This is a genomic window from Sagittula sp. MA-2 (assembly GCF_030126985.1).
Lineage (GTDB): Bacteria > Pseudomonadota > Alphaproteobacteria > Rhodobacterales > Rhodobacteraceae > Sagittula.
Window position 1 is genome coordinate 3,434,044 of sequence record NZ_CP126145.1, and the last position, 17,612, is coordinate 3,451,655.

Sequence of the window (17,612 nt, forward strand, 5' to 3'; positions counted from 1 at the left end):
TCCGCTTACTGCGTGTCGAGCGAGATGGTCAGGCCGCGCGCCGCGCCCACGGTCTCGTTCCACAGGTCCACGCACTCCTCGTAGGAGGCTTCGCACCGCGCGCCCCACTCCGGCAGGATCTTCGTGGCGGAAATCTCGGCCACCTTCGCCTTGTCCTCGTCCGAAACCGGCACCAGCGTCATGTCGTAGGATGTGTAGATCCCTTCCGGGCACTCGCCGCCGGTGGAACACGCCTGCGCCGTGCCGTTGGTGGTGATCGCCAGCTCCCAAAGCGCCGCCTCCAGATCGGCCATGACCGTCTCGAAGGCCGCGCGCTTGTCGTCGTCGAGGCCGTTCAGCCAGTCGAGGTTGACCACATGCGCCTGCACCGACCCGGACACCGACAGCGGGTAAAGGTGCGTCGTCACCTCCGGCCACTTGCCGGTGTTGGACGAGGTGGGCGAGGTCACGCCGCAGGAGGCGACGCCGCGCTGCAGGGCCGGATAGACCTCGGGGAAGGACAGGGTCACGGGGGTCGCGCCCAGCTCTTCCAGCAGCATCGACATCGAGGCGGTGAAGGACCGCACCTTCAGCCCGTCCAGATCGCCCAGCGTGGACATGTCGGCGTTGCACAGGAAGACCTGCGGGCCGAACGGCCAGATCGCCATGGCCTTGGCGCCGAACTTCTCGCCCAGCCGGGCGTTGAAGGCCTCGCGGTAGGCATCGACCGCGCCTTTAAGGTCCTCCATGTCGGTCGAGACGCCGATCAGGTCGATGCCTTCGAGGAACGGATCGTCCTTCGCGGCGCTGCCCACCTGCACCGTGGCAAGGTCGAAAGCGCCCGAGCCCACCAGCCGCAGCGCATCGGCAAGGTTCACGCCCAGCACCTGGAATTCGTTCCGGGTGACTTCGAAGCCCGCCTCTCCTGCGGCTTCGATGGCGGCGATCTCGGCGGGGTATTGCGCGGCGCTTTCCTGGCTTTGGGTCAGCCAGCGCAGGGACTGGGCTTCGGCGGGGGCCGTCAGGGCCAGACCGGCAGCAGCCGCCAGCGAGAGAATCGAGACACGGGAAAGACGAGGCATGGCAGGGAGCTCCTGTTGCAGAGGTGAAATCCGTGGCGCCCGCTCAGACATCAGAACGGTTACGGCGCCGACCGCTCAATCAAGGGGCAGGATTGTTAACAATTCAAATTTATTTTGTGCGCAATTTTTGCGCCAAGCCGGTGAAGGTGGATGCGGAACTGGATATTTTCACGCATTTTCATATACCTAACTGAAACACCCCGTTTCCGGGCCCGAACAGGGCAGGATTGCGTGCCTCCCGGCCAGTGCCTAAGATTCACGCGTCACAGCCATACGAGATCGCAATTGGCCCGCCTCAACGTCGCAGAGACAGAAGTCTACGAACGAATCCGCACCGCCATCGGCGACCGGCAGCTCTTGCCCGGCCAGCGGCTGCGCGAGGTGGAGCTGTGCCGGATCTTCGACACGACCCGCGGCACGATCCGCAAGGTGCTGGCGCGCTTGGCCTTCGACGGTCTGGTGGATCATCAGCCCAACCGCGGCGCCTCTGTCGCGCAGCCGACGGTGAAGGACGCCGCCGACCTCTTCGTCGCCCGCCACTGCATCGAACGCGCCATCGCCCACGAGGCCGCGGCCCGCATCGACGCCACGGCGACGGGACGGCTGCGCGCGCACATCGAGAAGGAGAAGGCGGCCCACGCCAGCGGCGACCGCCAACGCATGATCGCCCTGTCCGGAGAGTTCCATCTGCTGCTTGCCCAGATCTCCGGCAACACCATCCTGGCCCGCTACCTCGCCGACCTGATCGCGCGTGAATCGCTGATCATCCAGCTTTACGAGGTCCCCGACCAAGGCAGTTGCTCTCATGACGAACACGCCGAGATCGTGGGGGCGCTGACCGGCGGCGACACCGACCTTCTCGACGCGGTGATCAAGGCGCATATCGACGGCATCGCGGCGACCCTCGACCTCGAACCCGTCCACGCGGAGCGGCCCAGCCTCGAAGAGATCTTCAACCGCTGACCGCCTGTGCAGGCCTTTCGACGGGACACGGCCCGGCGGCCCTGACGGATGGCGGCACTCTTCATCGCGACCTCCGCGCCTTGCCCGCTCTACCCCGCCGCCTCATGCGCGATCACACGCGACAGCGCGGGCGGCAGCCCGACAGACCCCTTGGCGACCGGCTTGCACGCCCTGCCCTCAAGACGCAGGCGCAGGGAGGCCAGCGTCATGGCCTGCGCCACGGCGGCGGCGATGGGGTCGATGACGATGGCCGGGATCTCCGAGGCCACCTCCGGCGCAAGCCCCGCCAGCGGCGCGCCGCCAAGAATGACCACGTCGGCACCGTCCTCGGCCACGGCGCGCCGCGCCAAAGCCACCAGTTCGGCGCGCATGTCCCGCGCGGCATTGGCCACGTCGTCGCCATGGGCATCCGGCGTGCGCACCCCGGCAAAGCGCGCGCCCAGCCCGGTCGCGTGAACGCAGTCGGTGTACCAGCGCCGCATCACCGGGGAAAAGGTGACGATGGACAGCCGCTCTCCCAGCATGGCGGCGGTCAGCACGGCGGCCTCTGCCATGCCCACAACGGGCACGTCGAACACCTCCCGCGCGGCAGCCAGCCCGGGGTCGCCGAAGGCCGCAATGATCACCGCGTCTATGTCCTCGATGTGCTCGGCGATCATACCCAGTGCTATGCCGCCTGCGACCTGCGCCTCCGCCCGCGAGGCGATGTAGGGGAACCCGGTCGTCGCCGTCAGCGGCACGATCTCTGCCCGGTCGCCGGCAAGGTTGCGGGCTATGTCGGACATGGTGTCCGTCATGGCCTGTGTCATGTTGGGATTGACCAGCAGAATGCGCATCAGGTGGCCCTTTCGTGCTCTTTCGGGGCCAAGGCGGCCGTGATGGTCCGTGCGGTCGCAAGGAGGTCGGCGTCGCGCCCCCGCGCGGCAATGATCTGAAGCCCGATGGGCAGGCCCGCGTGTGTGCGGGCAAAGGGGATCGTCAGCGCGGGACAACCCGCGTGGTTGGCCTGCGGAGTAAAGGCCGCATGATCCCGCGGCGCACAGGGCTGTCCGCCGATCTCCTGCGGGGCCAGTTGATCGACGGGCCAGGCGGGACACGGCGTCGTCGGCACCACAACCACGCGGAAGCGGCCGAGAAAGCCGTTCAGGATCGCGCCCATGCGGGCAGATGCGCTTTTCGCCTGCGCGACGGTCTCGTCTTCCAGTCCCAGCCCGGTCTCGATCTGCACGACCAGGTCCGGGTCGAAGACGGACGGGTCCTCCTGCCAGGCCGCACCGGACAACCGCGCGAGACCGGCGTGCTGCAAGGCCATGACGGAGCCTCCGTTCAGCCCCTGCCACTCCGGCGCCGCCTCGGTCATCCCGAACCCATGCGTTTCAAGGCACCTGACAAACGTGTTGAAGGCGGCGGCGACGTCCGTGTCGAGGCGCTGGCCAAGGCCGAAATCCGCGCTCCACGCATAGGGGCCGGGGATGGGCGTGCCGGGGGGCAGGTCGGCCAGAACCGACATGGCAAGCGCGATGTCCTCCAGCGTCCGCGCAATCGGGCAGATGACCGAGATGCCGTCCACCGGCTCCTCGAAGCCGGGCCCGTAAGGAACGAGGTCCTGCGTCGGCTTGAAGCCGTAAAGGCCGGTGTGCGCCGGGGGACGCCGGGACGACCCGCCCGCATCCGTGCCGAGTGCAAGCGGCGCCATGCCCGCCGCCACCGCAGCCACCGGCCCGCCGGACGATCCGCCCGTGGTGAGGTCCGGGTCCACCGGGTTGCGGGTCTTGCCGTGTAGCGGCGTGTTGGTCACGCCCTTGCAGGCAAACTCCGAACAGGTCGCGATGCCGAGGATCATGGCCCCCGCCGCGCGCAGCCTCAGTACGGCCTGCGCGTCCTCCGGGGCGACGAAATCCGCGAACAGGCGGGACCCTTGCGTGACCGGCAGTCCCCTGACCCAGATGTTGTCCTTGATGACCACCGGCACGCCCGCGAGCGGCAGATCCTCTCCGGCGGCGAGACGCGCGGCCACATCCGCCGCCTCATCCTCCAGTGCGGGGTTCAGGGCCGTCATCGCGTTCAGCGCCGGATTGCGCTCCGCCACGCGCGCCCGCGCAGCCCCGGCCACCTGCGCCGGGGTCATCTTGCCTGAACGGACACGCGCGGCAAGTTCCGCGGCGGAGAGGTCCATGGGATTCATGCCGCGCCTTTCTGCGCCCCGGCCCAGCAGGCCGCGATCTCGCGCCGCGGGGCGATCCAGACGTCGTCATGCGCCGCGATATGGGCCAGCACGTCCTCCAGCCCGCCGATCCGGCCCGGCCGCCCGATCAGGCGCAGGTGCAGGCCGATGGACATCATGCGCGCTGCCCTCCCACCCTCGGCATACAGCCGGTCGAAGGCACCGATCACGTACTCGCTGAAATCCCGGGCCTGGACGAAGCCGCCACCGGGCGAAAACCGCATGTCGTTTGTGTCGAACGCGTAGGGCAGGATCACGTGACCACCGGCCATCCGCGGGATGTCGTCGTCGTAAACGTCGCTGTCATAAAGGAAATCGCCACGCGCGATCAGAATATCGCGCGTGTTGACCGAAGGCGCAGAGCGCGTGTGCCAGCCCACCGGCGCCACGCCGCAGGCCGCCCTGATCGCGGCATGGGTGCGCTCGATATCTGCCTCTTCCTCTGCCCTTGTCATGTGCGCGTGCCGCTGCCAGAGCCAGCCGTGACAGGACACCTCGTGCCCGCGCGCCACGATGTCCTGCATCAGCCAGGGGCTGCGTTCCGCCACCCGGCCGCAGGTCGAAAAGGTCGCCTTAACCCCGTAGCGGTCGAAGGCGCCTGCGATGCGCGCATATCCCTGCCGCGTGCCGTAGGCGAAGTGCGTCTCCATGCACGGATCGGGTGCGCCCTCCACCTCCTCGCGGATCTCGTAGACACTTTCGTTGCGCGGGTCTCCGTCGCCGATGGACAGCTCCGCCCCCTCTTCCACGTTCACCACGAAGGACACCGCAAGCCGCGCGGCCTTTGGCCAGCAGGGCGCGGGCTCTGCACCGAAGTAGCCCTTGAAATCGCGTCGGTCGTTCATGTCCTCACCCCTGGATCATGCGGTTCAGGCCGACCGTGCGCGCGCCGAAGACCAGCACAAGGATCGCCAGCAGGATCAGCCCCGACGACATGGCCGCCAGCGACGGATCGGGCTGTTCCTCGAGGTATTGCAGCATCTTGATCGGCAACGTCTTGTTGCGCGCGTCGGTCAGGAAGATGGAGATCGGGTAGTTGTCCATCGACGCGAGGAAGGCGAAGAGGCCCGAGGTCAGGTAGGCCGGCGCAAGGTTCGGCACCAGCACCTTCAGGATCGCCTTCGGATAGCTCAGCCCCAGCGTACGCGCCGCGTCGATCATCGAGAAATCGAATTGCGCCATCGACGCCAGCAGCGTGCGCATCACGAAGGGCAAGGTGATGACGATGTGCCCCAGCAGCAACGAGACATAGGCGTCGCGCAGCCCGATCTCGCGGAAGAACTGCAGGAGCGCGACACCCACCACCAGCCCCGGCATCATCAGCGGCGAGACGGCGAATGTGGCAATCGCCTCCCGCCCCCGGAAGTTGCCGCGCGTCACAGCGATGGAGGCAAGCGTGCCCAGCACCAGCGAGATCAGCGTCGACACGAAGGCCAGGTTCAGCGACAGCACCACCGCGTCCCAAAGGCCCGAGCGCCGTTCCAGCGAGGCGTACCAGCGCAGCGACCATTCCGGCGGCGGCAGCGTGTAGACCGGCGAGGCCGAGAAGGACGCGGCCACCGTGATGAAGATCGGCAGCATCAGGAAGACGACGCAAGCGAGGGCGACGATCCAGCTCAGGACACGGAAGATGCGGTCGGTCTGGGTCATTGGCGCGCTCCGAGGCGACGGGCCAGCCAGCTCGAGAACACGACCACGAAGATCGCGATGGCCAGCAGCACGGCGGATATGGTCGACCCCAACGGCTCGTTGCGCAGGTAGAGGAAGCTGCGGGCGATCAGCATCGACAGGGTCTGCTGGCGCTCGCCCACGATCAGAGAGGGGATCACGTACATCGAGATGGCCATGGAGAAGGTGAAGGCCGACCCGGCCACCACGCCCGGCAGGGTCAGCGGCAGCGTGACGTTGAAGAACCGGAAGAACGGCCCGGCGCCAAGCGAGGCCGCCGCCTCCGGCAGACCCCGGTCAAGCTGGCGCACCACGGCGTAGATCGGCAGCACCATGAACGGCAGGAAGACATTCGCCGCACCGATCACCAGCGCGGTTTCGGTGAACAGCATCCGCACCGGCTTTTCCGTCAGGCCGATCCATTGCAGCGTCGTGTTGATGAAGCCGTTGGCGCGGAACAGGATCGACCAGGCGAAGGCCTTCACCACCACGCCCAGCGACATGGGCAGCACCATCGCCACGAGGAAGACGGTCAGCCAAGGCCCCTTGGCGCGGCTCATGACGAAGGCGGTGGGATAGGCTATGAAGAGCGCCAGCAAGGTCGTCAGCGCCGCGACCCGCAGCGTCCGCCAGAGGACACGCAGGTTGTATTCATCGGCAAAGAAGGCGCGGTATTCCGACAGCGAAAACCCCTCGGCCGTCTGCACCGACTTGGCGAGCAGCATCAGCAGAGGCAGCGCATAGATCACCGCGAGGTAAGCCAGCCCCGGCACGGCAAGAAGCGCGATGCGGTCGACGCGCGCGGTCATGCCGCGACCTCGTAGGCCAGCGTGTCCTCCACGCCCCAGCCCAGCGTGACCTCCTGTCCGCGGGTCAGGCCGCTGCGGATTCCGGGCAGTTCGCACAGCACCCGGTCGTCCTCCTGCGCCGCCCCGTGCAGCACGGTCTTCGAGCCCAGCACCATGACGTCAACCAGTCTGGCGCTAATGGTGTTCTCCCCCGCGCCGACAGAGATCAGCTCGGGCCGGACGCCCAGCAGGACCCGGGTGCCGACGGCGGCGTCGCTCTTGGCGCGCAGCTTGCCATAAGGCGTATCGACGGTGATCGTTCCTCCGGCCTGCTCGGCCACCGTGCCGGTGATCCGCGTGGAAAGACCGACAAAGTCCATCACGAAGGGCGACGTGGGCCGCGCGTAAAGCGTCGAGGGATCGGCGAACTGCTCGATCCGGCCGGCGTTCATCACCGCGATCCGGTCGGAGACGCCCATCGCCTCTTCCTGGTCGTGGGTCACGAAGATGGCGGTGATGCCGCGATCCAGAAGCAGGGACTTCAGTTCGACCTGCATCGTCTCGCGCAGCTTGCGGTCGAGGGCCGAGAACGGCTCGTCCAGCAGCAGCAGATCCGGCCCGACCACCAGCGCGCGCGCCACGGCGACCCGTTGCTGCTGGCCGCCCGACAGCGCCGCGATGGGCCGGTCGGCAAATTCCGTCATGCGCACCAGCGACAGCGCCTCCGCCACGGGCGCACCCGTGGCGCCCTTTCCCATGCCGCGCGCGCGCAGCCCGAAGGCCACATTCTCGGCCACGGTCAGGTGCGGGAACAGCGCGTAGTTCTGGAAGACGACCGACACGTTGCGCTTGTGCGCGGGAAACCGCGTGATGTCGCGGCCGTCCAGCACCACCGATCCCTCGTCCGCCTCCAGAAGACCGGCGATGATGCGCAGAAGCGTGGACTTGCCGCAGCCCGAGGGACCGAGGAGAGACACAAGCTCCCCCCGGTTCACCCGGAAATTCATGTCGGACATGACCCGTGTGCCTTTGAACGATTTCTCCACGCCCACGACGTCGAGGTAACGGGAAACCGGTTTGCCTTGATCCAGAGCCATGTCCGCAGTCCGCCTCAGAGCGCCATGAGCTTGTCGAAGCGTTCGATCCACGCGCGGCGGTTCTCGGCGACGAAGGCCCAGTCGGGGGAGTAGATCTCAACGCCCTCGGGGATGACGGCGCCCGCGGTGACGGTGGTGTTCGCCGGGACCGAAGATGCGAAATCGGCAATCGCCGCCTGCATGGTCTCGCCCAGCATCTCGTTGACGTAGGCCTGCGCCAGTTCCGGGTTCGGCCCGCCCTTCACGAGGCAGATGCCCGACGGCATGGCAAAGATGCCTTCCTTCGGCGCGGCCAGGTCGACCGGCACGCCCTCTGCCTTGCGCGGCAGCGTGTAGGACGAGAAGTTGCCCGCCAGCATGGAAATCTCGCCCTGCTCCAGCAGGTTGAAGGCCTGAGACATGGTCGTGTAGACCGACAGCAGGTTCGGCTTCAGTTCTTCCAGCTTGGCAAAGGCCGCGTCGACCTCGTATTGCGCCTCCGAGAACGGCTTGCCCGATCCCAGCATCGCGGCGACGAACATGGTCCACATGCCTTCGGTGTTCTGCAGTGACGGGATGATGACCTGCCCCGCATTCTCCGGCGCCCAGAGCGCCTCCCACGACGGCACGCCCTCGGCGAAATCGGTATTGTAGGCCACGCCCGCCCAGGGCTGGACGTAGTTGCACCACATGCCGTCCATATGCACCGCGTCGGCGCGCAGGTCGGTCATGTTCGGCACGGCGTCAGCGGTGATCGGGGTCAGCAGGTCGGCCTCGACCGCCTGGATCATCACCGGGTCGTCCATCTGCACGACCGAAAGGTACGGCGCATCCTTGTTGGACGCCATCTTTTCGAGGTTCACGGACGACTTCGTGCCCTCGAACAGGATGTCGGCGCCGATCGTTTCCTTCATGTGCGGCGCGACGATCTCGTCCATCCAGGCGGTGTGCGAGCCGGCGCAGCCGATGACGATCTCGCTCGATTGGGCGCGCAGGATGGAGGGGGCCGCCAGCGTGCCGACGGCGGCCATGGCGGAGGTGCGCAGCAGGGTGCGGCGCGTGAGTCCGGCTTTCTGAATCTGTGTCATGACGTTCCTCTCTGTTCGGGTCATGAGACCATTTCGGTGTCTGAAACGCCGGTTCTTCTGCCGACTTGAAAATGGAATGCCATTTTTCTTAGCTCGATTCTGAGGGCCGGATGCGAGGCTCCACCCGCTATCGGCGGCTCGAAAACATAAAGACGTCAAATTTTACGCCCTCTCCGGCGGTGACGCCCAACTCGTAGGCTAAAGGAAAATCAAAATGGCATCCCATTTGATAAACGTCACGATCGTCTCACCCGGCGCACCTGTCCTGAAGGACGCGGAGATCGTCATCGGCGACGACGGATTCGTGGCAGAGATCGGCCAAGGTCTTGCCACGCCCGAGGGCGCGGAGGTCACCGACGCCAAGGGCGCACTGTGCCTGCCCGGCTTCGTCAACAGCCACAACCATTCGCCCCTGATGATCGTGCGCGGCATGGTCGAGGACAGGGGCTTTGCCCCCGCCTACATCCCCGGCGTTCCGCAGGGGCACTGGCTGTCAGAGGAAGAGACGCTGGCACTTGCCCGGCTGGGCGTTCTGGAAATGCTGATGGCCGGGGCCACAACCATAGTCGACTACTACCGCTGCCCGGAGGCGCTGGCCCGCGCCGCAGACGAGATGGGCCTGCGCGCCATGGTCGGCGGCCGCGTCATGGACATGGACACCGCCGCCCTGGCCGAGGGCCGCTTCGAACGCGCCCCCGCCCTGGGCGAAGAAACCTTGCGCGCCGCACTCGACCTCGTGGCGAAGTGGGACGGGCACGAGCGGATCGGCACCATCCTCGCGCCGCACGCCCCGGACAGTTGCTCCCGCGACATGTTCACGGAGTTCCGCGCCCTTGCCGACCGCACGGGCAAGCAGGTGCACACCCACCTCAGCCAGTCGCAGATGGAGGTGGATCAGCTCCTCGCCCGCGAAGGCATGACCCCGACCGAATTCCTGGACGACGTGGGGCTGCTCTCGCCGGACCTGATCGCCGCGCATTGCATCTTCATGTCCGACAGCGACATCGCCCGCTTCGGCGCGGTGGGCGGTGTCGTGACACACGCCCCCATCGGCAACGCCAGCTTCGGGGCCGCCGCGCCGATCAAGGCGCTGCGCGACGCAGGGGCCACCATCACGCTCTGCACCGACACGAAATCCGCCGACATGTTCGAGGCGATGCGCATGGCCATCGCAACGGCACGCTGGCGCGCGGGCATGTCCTTCGACCTCGATGCCGCAGAGGTCTTCGGCTGGGCGACCTCCGCCGGGGCGGACGCGCTGAAGGGTCACGCCGCCACCGGGCGCCTGCGGGTCGGCGACCCCGCCGATCTGGTCCTGCTCGATCCGCTTGCGCCCAACCTGCGGCCGGTCATCGACGGCGTCGGCGTCCTCGTGCACTCCGGCTCTGCCGGCAACGTGACCGACGTCATGGTGCAGGGCGACTGGCTGGTCCGCGACCGCAGACCGACCCGTGTCGACGCAGCCGAGGTGGTGGCAGAGGCGCAGCGCGTGTCGGACGGGCTCTGGGCCCGGGCCGCAGCCGCCTGAATGGTCAGAGAAGCGCGGCGACGGTCTGGCCGGTGTGCAGCAGGTGCTGTCGCCAGACCCGCGCCGCGCGCTCCGGGTCGCGCTGCCGCATGGCCTGCATCAGCACCTCGTGCTCCGACACGGCCTCTGTCAGGCGCTCGGGCTTCATGATCGCCAGGAACCGCCCGCGCCGCGCCCGCGCCATCAGCCTGCGATGCGTCTCGAACACGATGCCGTTGCCGCAGCGTCCCACGATGAAATCGTGGATCTCGGAGTTCGTGTCGAAGTAATCCGCGTGGTTGCCGATCTTGTGGTAGGTCAGCATCCGGTCATGCATTTCTTCGAGCGTGTCCAGCGCCTGCTCGTCGATGGTCTCGGCCAGCCTCTCCGCCGCGAGGCTTTCCAGCGAGGCGATCACGTCGAACAGTTCCAGCGCCTCGGCGGCGCCGTACTGCAGAACCTGCGCGCCCTTGTTGCGGGAAATCGCGATAAGGCCGTCGGCGTCGATCAGCTTCAACGCCTCGCGCACCGGCGTGCGCGACACGTCGAGTTCGGCAGAGATCTTGCGCTCCACGATGCGCGATCCCGGCGGGTAGACGCCCTTGACGATCCTGTCGCGCAGGATGTCGGCCACCCATTGCGCCGTCGCCGTGGGCGCGTCCGTCGCGCGTGTGCCCTCGATTTCCTCGACCATCAGACGATCCGATACACTGACAAAAAATGGCATTCCATTTTCACTGTCGCGTTTCGGGAAATCAAGCGGGCAGGACCGGCTTTTCACGGAATCCGCCCGGAAGGACGCGAGGTGCCGAAGACACGGGCGCAACGGTCCCGCGTCCGGGCGCCGTTCAAATCCCATGTCGGCACCCGGAACGCGGCAACCGGACGGCCGCCGCGTCCAGCCAATCAGACCGTCATGACGACCTTGCCGAAGTGCTGCCCGGCCTCCAGTTCGCGATGCGCGCCCGGGGCATCCGAAAGCGGGAACACCCGGTGGATGACCGGCTTCACCGCGCCGCTTTCCAGCAGCGGCCAGACGTGCTGCGCGAGGTCGGCGGCAATCAGGCCCTTCTCGGCAGGGGTTTGCGGGCGCAGGGTACTGCCACACAGGGTCTGCCGCTTGCGGACCATGCCCTCGACGTCGACCTCCGCCTTGCCGCCGCCGAGGAACGCGATGACGACCAGCCGCCCGCCGATGGCGAGGGAGGCAAGGTTGCGCGCGAGGTAATCGGCGCAGATCATGTCGAGGATCACGTCGACGCCACGCCCCTCCGTCAGGCGCGCGATCTCCTCCTCGAACTTCGAGGTGCGGTAGTTGATCGCGGCCTCTGCGCCCAGCTCCAGACAGGCGGCGCATTTCTCCTCCGTCCCGGCGGTGACAAAGACCCGCGCCCCGAAGGCTCGCGCAAGCTGGATGGCGGTCGTCCCGATCCCGCTGGCGCCGCCGTGGATCAGGACCGTCTGCCCCTCCCGGAGACCGCCGATGCGGAACAGGTTGGTCCACACGGTAAAATACGTCTCCGGCAGGGCGGCGGCCTCGACCGCCGAAAGGCCCTTCGGCCAGGGCAGGACCTGCTCCACAGGGGCGACGCAGTACTCGGCGTATCCGCCGCCAGCGACCAGCGCGCAGACCTTGTCACCGGGCCGGTAGCCTTCCACGCCGGCGCCAGCCTCCACGACCTCGCCTGCGACTTCCAGCCCCAGCGCCTCGCTCACGCCCGGTGGCGGGGGATAGCCGCCCAGGCGCTGGCGCAGGTCGGGGCGGTTCACACCGGCGGACTCGACCCGGATCAGCACTTCGCCGCCGCGCGGCTCGGGCATCGGCGTGGCGCGCAGTTCCAGCACGTCGGGGCCACCCGGCTCACGGGCGAAAACGGCGTTCATTGTGGTTGGCATGGTGTTCACCTTCATAGGGACAGATAAGTTGCAGCGGCGCAGAACAGGCTGGTGACCGCCAGCATCAGCAGCGTCAGTCGGAGGTTGTCGGACCGCACCAGTTCGCCGCCCGGCAGGCCCATCACCCGGCCCGCGATCAGAACGTTCGCGGTGAAGGGCGAGGCGGCGGCGGTGATCCCCCAACCCGTCTTGGCCGCGACGGCCATCCAGATCAGGATGCTCTCGGGCACGAGCGGATGCAGCACACCCAGAAGGATGCTGGTCGACACGATGGGGTTGACTGCAACGAGGCCCGCCCCGACCATCACGAAGGGGATCAGCCCCACGGCCAGCGGGAAAACCGCATCGCGCGGCACCGGCAGGCCCCCTGTCTGGCGGGAGATCGCCTCGGATATCACCGCCCCGATGAAGCCCGCGCCGCCCACGATGACGATCTCGTTGACCGTTGTGGCGGCGGAGGCCGCGGCCTCCTGCGCGATGCCGGGACGGCGGGGATCGCCGGACTGCATCGCCCACCACCCCAGCGCAAAGGCCAGCACGGCGAAGAGCACCGCTTCGGGCAGGGTCAGCGCGGTGACCTGCTGCAGCGCGATGGCGCCGCAGACCAGCAGCCCGACCCGCAGGACCACCCGGCCCAGCACGCGGCGATCCGCGCGTCCGGGCATGGCGCGGGTCGCGGACGGCGGCTGCGGCGCGGCGCCCCTGCGCGACATGAGGTAGCCTGCGGTCATGTAGAACCCGGCGGCGGCGAGGCCGAAGGGCAGCACCTCGAAATAGCCCACCTCCGGCAGGATCGAGAGGGTGATGATGGTCGACAGCGCCAGGGGCGACCACATCGGCATCGCCCCGAACCCGCGGATCATCGACAGGGTCAGGTCCCTCAGTGCGTTCTGCCGCACGAGGGTCTCTCGGCTTTGCGCCAGAAGCGCGGCAATGACGCTGACCGCCCCGAAATTCAGGAAGATGGAAAAGACGTGGGTGCCCACGGTGACGAAGAGGTAGCGCGCCCCGCGCGGGCGGCTGGCCACGACCTCGGCCGCGTCGCGCACATCGGGGGAGCGTGACGCCGCGCGGCTGAGCATGTTCAGCGACATGAGCAGCACCGACAGGAAGGTGACCCGCGCCATCGCCCCGGAGGGCCCCAGGATTCCCGTCACCAGCGACCAGACGAACAGCACGGCGACGATTGCGCCGATCACGGCGGCAGAGCGTGTCACCTCCCGCCGGTTCACGAAGACGAAGACGCCCAGCAGCAGGGCGACCGGCACTCCGGGCAGCGGCAGGGGCAGAGCGATCTGCGCCGTTGCCGCCACCAGCAATCCCAGCGCCACGACGAGGTTCAGCCCGTCCCTCGCCGTCATCTCTGCCGCGTGCGCATCAGCCGTCCACCACCTGCCGGACGCTGGCGGAGAGCCCGCCGTCGACGATCAGCTCGGTGCCGGTGATGTAGCCCGCCTTGTCGGAGGCGAGGAAGACCGCCGCCTCCGCGATGTCCCAGGCCGAACCCATCCGCCCCATCGGGCATTGCCGGGCACGGGCCGCGCGCATCTCCTGCCCGGACTTGTCGCCATAGCTGTTGGCCAGCGTGACGCCGATGCGCGGCGTGTCGATCAACCCCGCGATGATCGCGTTGACGCGGATGTTCTCGGGGGCCAGTTCCACCGCCAGCGCCCGCGCGAACTGGTTCGCGCCCGCCTTCGTCGCGGAGTAGGCCAGATGCGGATAGCCCACGTTGCGGATCGAGGCGATGGAGGAGGTCACGGTGATGACCCCCCTGCCCTGCGCGCGCATGTGCGGCAGAACCGCCTGCGCCGAGACGTGCAGAGAGGTCAGGTTGGCATCGCTGATCCGTCGCCAGTCGTCGGGCGTGGTCTGGCCGGACGGCCCGCTTTTGCCCAGACCCACGTTGCAGTGGAGGATGTCGATGCGGCCATGCCGGTCGGCCACGCCCTGCACCAGACGGTCGATGCTGGCGTCGTCCAGAACGTCGACGACCGCCGCCTCGGCGTTGAACCCCTCTTCGCGGATCAGGTCGACCGTCTGCGCCGCCGCGTCCTCGTTGGCGTCGGCGCAGACGACAAGGGCCCCCTCGCGTGCGAGACCCATGCTGATGGCCCGGCCGATCCCGATCCCTTCGGCAATTGCACCGGCGCCGATGACGATGGCCACGCGATCCTTCAGCTGCATGGAGGAGCTCCCTGTCATTTCGCCTCCGCCGAGCGGAGGGCGCTGCGTTTGGCGCGTGTCATGCGCAGTTCCCGGCGCACGCCCACGAACAGCGAGAATGCGGTGATCGCGATGAAGATCCAGCAGATCGGGCTGCGGAAGAAGATGCCGATGTCCTCGGAAATCAGAAACGAGCGCCGCAGGTTGTCCTCGAACAGCGGCCCGAGGATGAAGCCCATCAGGAACGGCGCCGCCGCCATGTTGATCTTCATCATGATGTAGCCCAGCACGCCGAAGGCCAGCATCACGCCCACGTCGAACATCTGGCTTTGCACGGCGTAGCTGCCGAAGACACAGAACAGCAGGACCACCGGCAGGAGGATGTGGCGCGGGATGTCGGCGATCTTGGCAAAGTAGCGGATCGCCAGCTTGCCGGAACCGAACAGCACGATGGAGCTCAGCATGATGCCGATGAAGATGGCGTAGATGATGGTGATGTTGTCCTGGAACATCAGCGGCCCAGGCGTCAGCCCCTGCAGCATGAAGGCGCCGAGGATCACCGCCGTCACCACGTCGCCCGGGATGCCGAGCGCCAGCAGCGGGATCAGCGTCGCCCCGGCCACGCCGTTGTTGCCGGATTCGGAGGCGGCCACGCCCTCGATGTTGCCCTTGCCGAAAGTCTCGGGCGATTTCGACGTGCGCCGCGCCTCGCCGTAGGACAGGAAGGCCGCCGCCGTCGCCCCGGCGCCGGGGATGGTGCCGATGATGACACCGATGAAGCTGCCGCGGATGATCGTCAGCAGGCTGCCCTTGAACTCCTCCATCGTGACGCGGCTGCGGTCGGCGGCCTTGATGGTGTGCGGGGCGATCTTGCGCATGTAGAAGTCGATGACCTCGGGCAGCGCAAAGAGGCCGATCAGCAACGGGATGTAGCTGACCCCTGCCATCAGGTTGAAGTTGTCGAAGGTGAACCGCTGCGTGCCATAGACGAGGTCGAGCCCGATGGTCGAGGTCAGCAGCCCCAGGAGGCCGGAAATCAGGCCCTTGGTCAGCGACGACCCGGAGATCGAGATCACCACCGTCAGGGAAAAGCAGATCAGCCAGAAGTATTCCGGCGGGCCGAAGGCCAGCGCCAGCCCGGCAATCAGGCTCGCGAAGAAGATCAGCGACAGGTTCGACAGGAAATCCGCGATGCAGGACGCGTAGAGCGCCATGTTCATCGCCTTGCCCGCCTGCCCCTTCTGCGCCAGCGGGTAACCATCGAGCAGCGTGCAGGCGGCGGCGGGCGTGCCGGGCGCGCGGATCAGGATCGCGGTGATCGACCCGCCGAAGACCCCGCCCTTGTAGACCCCCACAAGCAACAGGATGCCCGTCACCGGGTCGAGGTTGAAGGTGAAGGGCAGCGCCAGCGCCACGGCCATCGTCGCGGTCAGGCCGGGAATGGCCCCGACCGTCACGCCGAGGCAGACGCCGATGGTGATGGCCAGCAGGTTCTGGAAGGTCAGGAAAAGCTGGAACCCGGTTGCGATGTTCTCAAGCATGGGTCACATCCAGTCTTCGAAGATGCCGGCGGGCATGGGCACCTGCGCCACATGCACGAAGAAAAGGTAGATCAGCAGGGGCACGGTTATGCCCACCCCCAGCAGGATCAGCGGCCTGCGCTCCCCGCCCATCGCGATCAGCACGATGGTCACGACGATGGAGGTCAGCAGCATCCCCAGCGTCTCCGGCACAAGCAGGGAGATCAGCAGCAGCACACACAGGGCCAGCAGGCGCGGCTTCCACTGCGCATGCACGTTCGGGGCGGCCGCGTCCTCGTCGGGAATATGCGCGGCGAACACTGCCTCGAGCAGGTGGACCAGCGCGAACAGCGCGACCCCCGCGGTCAGCACATACGGCAGGAATGCCGGTGACAGCGGCAGATGCTTGACCGACGCGGGCGTCGTCACGCCTGCCGGTATGACGATCGCCGCGAACAGGATGGCCGCGATCAGTGTCAGCGATGCAAAGATGATCTCCCGGCGGCGCCCTTTCCGGGCGTCCGGTCCCTGCGACGTGTCGCTCATTGTCCGCCCCTCCCTATGGCCGACGTATCAGGTCCGCAAAGGCGACCCGACCGGGCCGCCTTTGCAGTATGGCATGTCACTCGACGGTCACGCCCGCCTCGTCGACGACCGTCTTCCAGCTCGACAGTTCGTCCTCGATGAACTTGGCGAACTCCTCCGGGCTGCCGCCTTCGATCTGCGCGCCGCGCGTGTCGGCGAAGGTGACGAAGGACTCGCTGGCAATGACCTCGTCCAGCGCCGTGGACAGCGTTGCCACGATCTCCGGGTCGGTGCCGGCAGGCGCCAGCAGGCCGAACCACGAGCGCGCCGCGAAACCGTCCAGTTCCGGGATGTCGAGTTCATCCAGCGTCGGCACGTCCTGCAGCTTGTCGGACCGCGAGGGCGTCGTCACCGCCAGTGCACGCAGGGCGCCGGACTGGATCTGCGGCATGGCCGACGGCAGGTTGTCGAACATCACGTCGACGTCGCCCGCCAGAAGCGCGGGCACCGCCTCGCCGCTGCCACGGAACGGCACGTGCGTCATGTTCGCCCCGGTGCGCGACTTGAACATCTCGCCCGACAGGTGGATCGAGCTGCCGACGCCCGAAGACCCGAAGGTCTTGCCCTCGGCCTTCGCCGCGTCGAGGAACTCTGCCGCCGTCTGGTAGGGGCTTTCCTTGTTCACCACCATGACGTTGGGGATGGTGATGAGCAGCTTGATCGGCGCGAAGTCCGCGACCGCATCGTACTGCAGGTTCTTGTAGACCGCCGGAGCGATGCCGTGCGACGACACCTGCCCCATGAACAGCGTGTAACCGTCGGCCCGCGCCTTGGCCGCCATGGTCGTGCCCAGCGTCGCGCCGGCACCGGGACGGTTTTCGACCGTCACGGTCTCGTCCAGCACCTTGGTCAGACCGTCCGCCACCTGGCGCGCCAGGATGTCGGTGGACCCGCCCGCGCTGTAGGGCACGATGATCGTGATGCGCTTGGTCGGATATTCCTGCGCCTGGGCAACCGTGCCCAGGGCCAGCATCGAGACCGCACCGAGCGCGGCAAGCGTGTGCCTTCTGTTGATGTTCATTTTCATTCTCCTCCTCCAGATTGAATCAGTCTTGTCTTCCGGCCTGCTG

17 protein-coding genes are annotated in these 17,612 nt (G+C 67.3%); 2 read left to right on the forward strand and 15 right to left on the reverse strand.

The genetic code is table 11. The annotated features are described in order from the left end of the window. Positions 1 to 5: 5 nt before the first annotated feature. Complete coding sequence (locus tag QNI11_RS16765) at positions 6 to 1,061, reverse strand: TRAP transporter substrate-binding protein (protein ID WP_283980997.1); 1,056 nt, start codon at positions 1,059 to 1,061, stop codon at positions 6 to 8. A gap of 285 nt (positions 1,062 to 1,346) precedes the next feature. Here QNI11_RS16765 and QNI11_RS16770 point away from each other — a divergent pair, with 285 nt between their 5' ends. Beyond that, on the forward strand, positions 1,347 to 2,024 hold the full coding sequence (locus tag QNI11_RS16770) for a GntR family transcriptional regulator (protein ID WP_283980998.1): 678 nt from the start codon (positions 1,347 to 1,349) through the stop codon (positions 2,022 to 2,024). Positions 2,025 to 2,113: 89 nt separating this feature from the next. On the opposite strand, the gene QNI11_RS16775 is transcribed toward QNI11_RS16770, so the two are convergent. Genes QNI11_RS16775 through QNI11_RS16805 form a run of 7 tightly spaced genes read right to left on the reverse strand, consistent with a single transcriptional unit; the run spans position 2,114 to position 8,868 of the window. Further along, positions 2,114 to 2,860 (reverse strand): aspartate/glutamate racemase family protein, encoded by a 747-nt coding sequence (locus QNI11_RS16775; protein ID WP_283980999.1) that lies wholly within the window; start codon positions 2,858 to 2,860, stop codon positions 2,114 to 2,116. Beyond that, the gene (locus QNI11_RS16780; protein WP_283981000.1) at positions 2,860 to 4,209 is read right to left on the reverse strand and encodes an amidase; all 1,350 of its coding nucleotides are present in this window, start codon (positions 4,207 to 4,209) and stop codon (positions 2,860 to 2,862) included. The genes QNI11_RS16775 and QNI11_RS16780 overlap by 1 nt, the downstream gene beginning before the upstream one ends. Then, positions 4,206 to 5,093 carry an allantoinase PuuE gene (locus QNI11_RS16785; RefSeq protein ID WP_283981001.1) on the reverse strand — a complete coding sequence of 296 codons (888 nt, stop codon included), beginning with the start codon at positions 5,091 to 5,093 and terminating at the stop codon, positions 4,206 to 4,208. The genes QNI11_RS16780 and QNI11_RS16785 overlap by 4 nt, the downstream gene beginning before the upstream one ends. A gap of 4 nt (positions 5,094 to 5,097) precedes the next feature. Next, a complete protein-coding gene (locus QNI11_RS16790) occupies positions 5,098 to 5,898 on the reverse strand; it encodes an ABC transporter permease (protein WP_283981002.1) in 801 nt (266 codons plus the stop codon). Next, the gene (locus QNI11_RS16795) at positions 5,895 to 6,725 is read right to left on the reverse strand and encodes an ABC transporter permease (protein ID WP_283981003.1); all 831 of its coding nucleotides are present in this window, start codon (positions 6,723 to 6,725) and stop codon (positions 5,895 to 5,897) included. Before QNI11_RS16795 ends, QNI11_RS16790 begins: the two co-directional genes overlap by 4 nt. Next, positions 6,722 to 7,801 carry an ABC transporter ATP-binding protein gene (locus QNI11_RS16800; protein WP_283981004.1) on the reverse strand — a complete coding sequence of 360 codons (1,080 nt, stop codon included), beginning with the start codon at positions 7,799 to 7,801 and terminating at the stop codon, positions 6,722 to 6,724. Before QNI11_RS16800 ends, QNI11_RS16795 begins: the two co-directional genes overlap by 4 nt. A 14-nt stretch (positions 7,802 to 7,815) precedes the next feature. Continuing rightward, entirely contained in the window at positions 7,816 to 8,868 is a 1,053-nt protein-coding gene (locus tag QNI11_RS16805) for an extracellular solute-binding protein (RefSeq protein WP_283981005.1), read from the reverse strand. Positions 8,869 to 9,082: 214 nt separating this feature from the next. On the opposite strand from QNI11_RS16805, the gene QNI11_RS16810 reads away from it, so the two are divergent. Then, entirely contained in the window at positions 9,083 to 10,396 is a 1,314-nt protein-coding gene (locus QNI11_RS16810) for an amidohydrolase family protein (protein ID WP_283981006.1), read from the forward strand. 4 nt (positions 10,397 to 10,400) lie between these two features. On the opposite strand, the gene QNI11_RS16815 is transcribed toward QNI11_RS16810, so the two are convergent. The 7 genes from QNI11_RS16815 to QNI11_RS16845 form a co-directional block, all read right to left on the reverse strand. Then, positions 10,401 to 11,069, reverse strand: coding sequence for a GntR family transcriptional regulator (locus tag QNI11_RS16815; RefSeq protein ID WP_283981007.1), 669 nt, complete (start codon positions 11,067 to 11,069; stop codon positions 10,401 to 10,403). 212 nt (positions 11,070 to 11,281) lie between these two features. After that, entirely contained in the window at positions 11,282 to 12,271 is a 990-nt protein-coding gene (locus tag QNI11_RS16820) for an NAD(P)H-quinone oxidoreductase (protein ID WP_283981008.1), read from the reverse strand. Positions 12,272 to 12,282: 11 nt separating this feature from the next. After that, a complete protein-coding gene (locus tag QNI11_RS16825) occupies positions 12,283 to 13,632 on the reverse strand; it encodes a hypothetical protein (protein ID WP_283981009.1) in 1,350 nt (449 codons plus the stop codon). A gap of 16 nt (positions 13,633 to 13,648) precedes the next feature. Then, entirely contained in the window at positions 13,649 to 14,458 is an 810-nt protein-coding gene (locus QNI11_RS16830) for an SDR family NAD(P)-dependent oxidoreductase (RefSeq protein ID WP_283981010.1), read from the reverse strand. Positions 14,459 to 14,472: 14 nt separating this feature from the next. Then, a complete protein-coding gene (locus QNI11_RS16835; protein ID WP_100929491.1) occupies positions 14,473 to 15,978 on the reverse strand; it encodes a tripartite tricarboxylate transporter permease in 1,506 nt (501 codons plus the stop codon). Between the two features lie 3 nt (positions 15,979 to 15,981). Next, positions 15,982 to 16,503 carry a tripartite tricarboxylate transporter TctB family protein gene (locus QNI11_RS16840; protein ID WP_283981011.1) on the reverse strand — a complete coding sequence of 174 codons (522 nt, stop codon included), beginning with the start codon at positions 16,501 to 16,503 and terminating at the stop codon, positions 15,982 to 15,984. A gap of 76 nt (positions 16,504 to 16,579) precedes the next feature. Continuing rightward, positions 16,580 to 17,563, reverse strand: coding sequence for a tripartite tricarboxylate transporter substrate binding protein (locus QNI11_RS16845; protein ID WP_100929489.1), 984 nt, complete (start codon positions 17,561 to 17,563; stop codon positions 16,580 to 16,582). Between the last annotated feature and the right edge of the window lie 49 nt (positions 17,564 to 17,612).

Excerpts from the sequence above, each read along its gene's own strand:
- QNI11_RS16790 (WP_283981002.1), bottom strand. The coding sequence starts at position 5,898 with ATGACCCAGACCGACCGCATCTTCCGTGTCCTGAGCTGGATCGTCGCC.
- QNI11_RS16805 (WP_283981005.1), bottom strand. The coding sequence starts at position 8,868 with ATGACACAGATTCAGAAAGCCGGACTCACGCGCCGCACCCTGCTGCGC.
- QNI11_RS16765 (WP_283980997.1), bottom strand. The coding sequence starts at position 1,061 with ATGCCTCGTCTTTCCCGTGTCTCGATTCTCTCGCTGGCGGCTGCTGCC.
- QNI11_RS16825 (WP_283981009.1), bottom strand. The coding sequence starts at position 13,632 with ATGACGGCGAGGGACGGGCTGAACCTCGTCGTGGCGCTGGGATTGCTG.
- QNI11_RS16835 (WP_100929491.1), bottom strand. The coding sequence starts at position 15,978 with ATGCTTGAGAACATCGCAACCGGGTTCCAGCTTTTCCTGACCTTCCAG.
- QNI11_RS16820 (WP_283981008.1), bottom strand. The coding sequence starts at position 12,271 with ATGCCAACCACAATGAACGCCGTTTTCGCCCGTGAGCCGGGTGGCCCC.
- QNI11_RS16830 (WP_283981010.1), bottom strand. The coding sequence starts at position 14,458 with ATGCAGCTGAAGGATCGCGTGGCCATCGTCATCGGCGCCGGTGCAATT.
- QNI11_RS16810 (WP_283981006.1), top strand. The coding sequence starts at position 9,083 with ATGGCATCCCATTTGATAAACGTCACGATCGTCTCACCCGGCGCACCT.
- QNI11_RS16795 (WP_283981003.1), bottom strand. The coding sequence starts at position 6,725 with ATGACCGCGCGCGTCGACCGCATCGCGCTTCTTGCCGTGCCGGGGCTG.
- QNI11_RS16780 (WP_283981000.1), bottom strand. The coding sequence starts at position 4,209 with ATGAATCCCATGGACCTCTCCGCCGCGGAACTTGCCGCGCGTGTCCGT.
- QNI11_RS16785 (WP_283981001.1), bottom strand. The coding sequence starts at position 5,093 with ATGAACGACCGACGCGATTTCAAGGGCTACTTCGGTGCAGAGCCCGCG.
- QNI11_RS16845 (WP_100929489.1), bottom strand. The coding sequence starts at position 17,563 with ATGAACATCAACAGAAGGCACACGCTTGCCGCGCTCGGTGCGGTCTCG.
- QNI11_RS16800 (WP_283981004.1), bottom strand. The coding sequence starts at position 7,801 with ATGGCTCTGGATCAAGGCAAACCGGTTTCCCGTTACCTCGACGTCGTG.
- QNI11_RS16775 (WP_283980999.1), bottom strand. The coding sequence starts at position 2,860 with ATGCGCATTCTGCTGGTCAATCCCAACATGACACAGGCCATGACGGAC.
- QNI11_RS16840 (WP_283981011.1), bottom strand. The coding sequence starts at position 16,503 with ATGAGCGACACGTCGCAGGGACCGGACGCCCGGAAAGGGCGCCGCCGG.
- QNI11_RS16815 (WP_283981007.1), bottom strand. The coding sequence starts at position 11,069 with ATGGTCGAGGAAATCGAGGGCACACGCGCGACGGACGCGCCCACGGCG.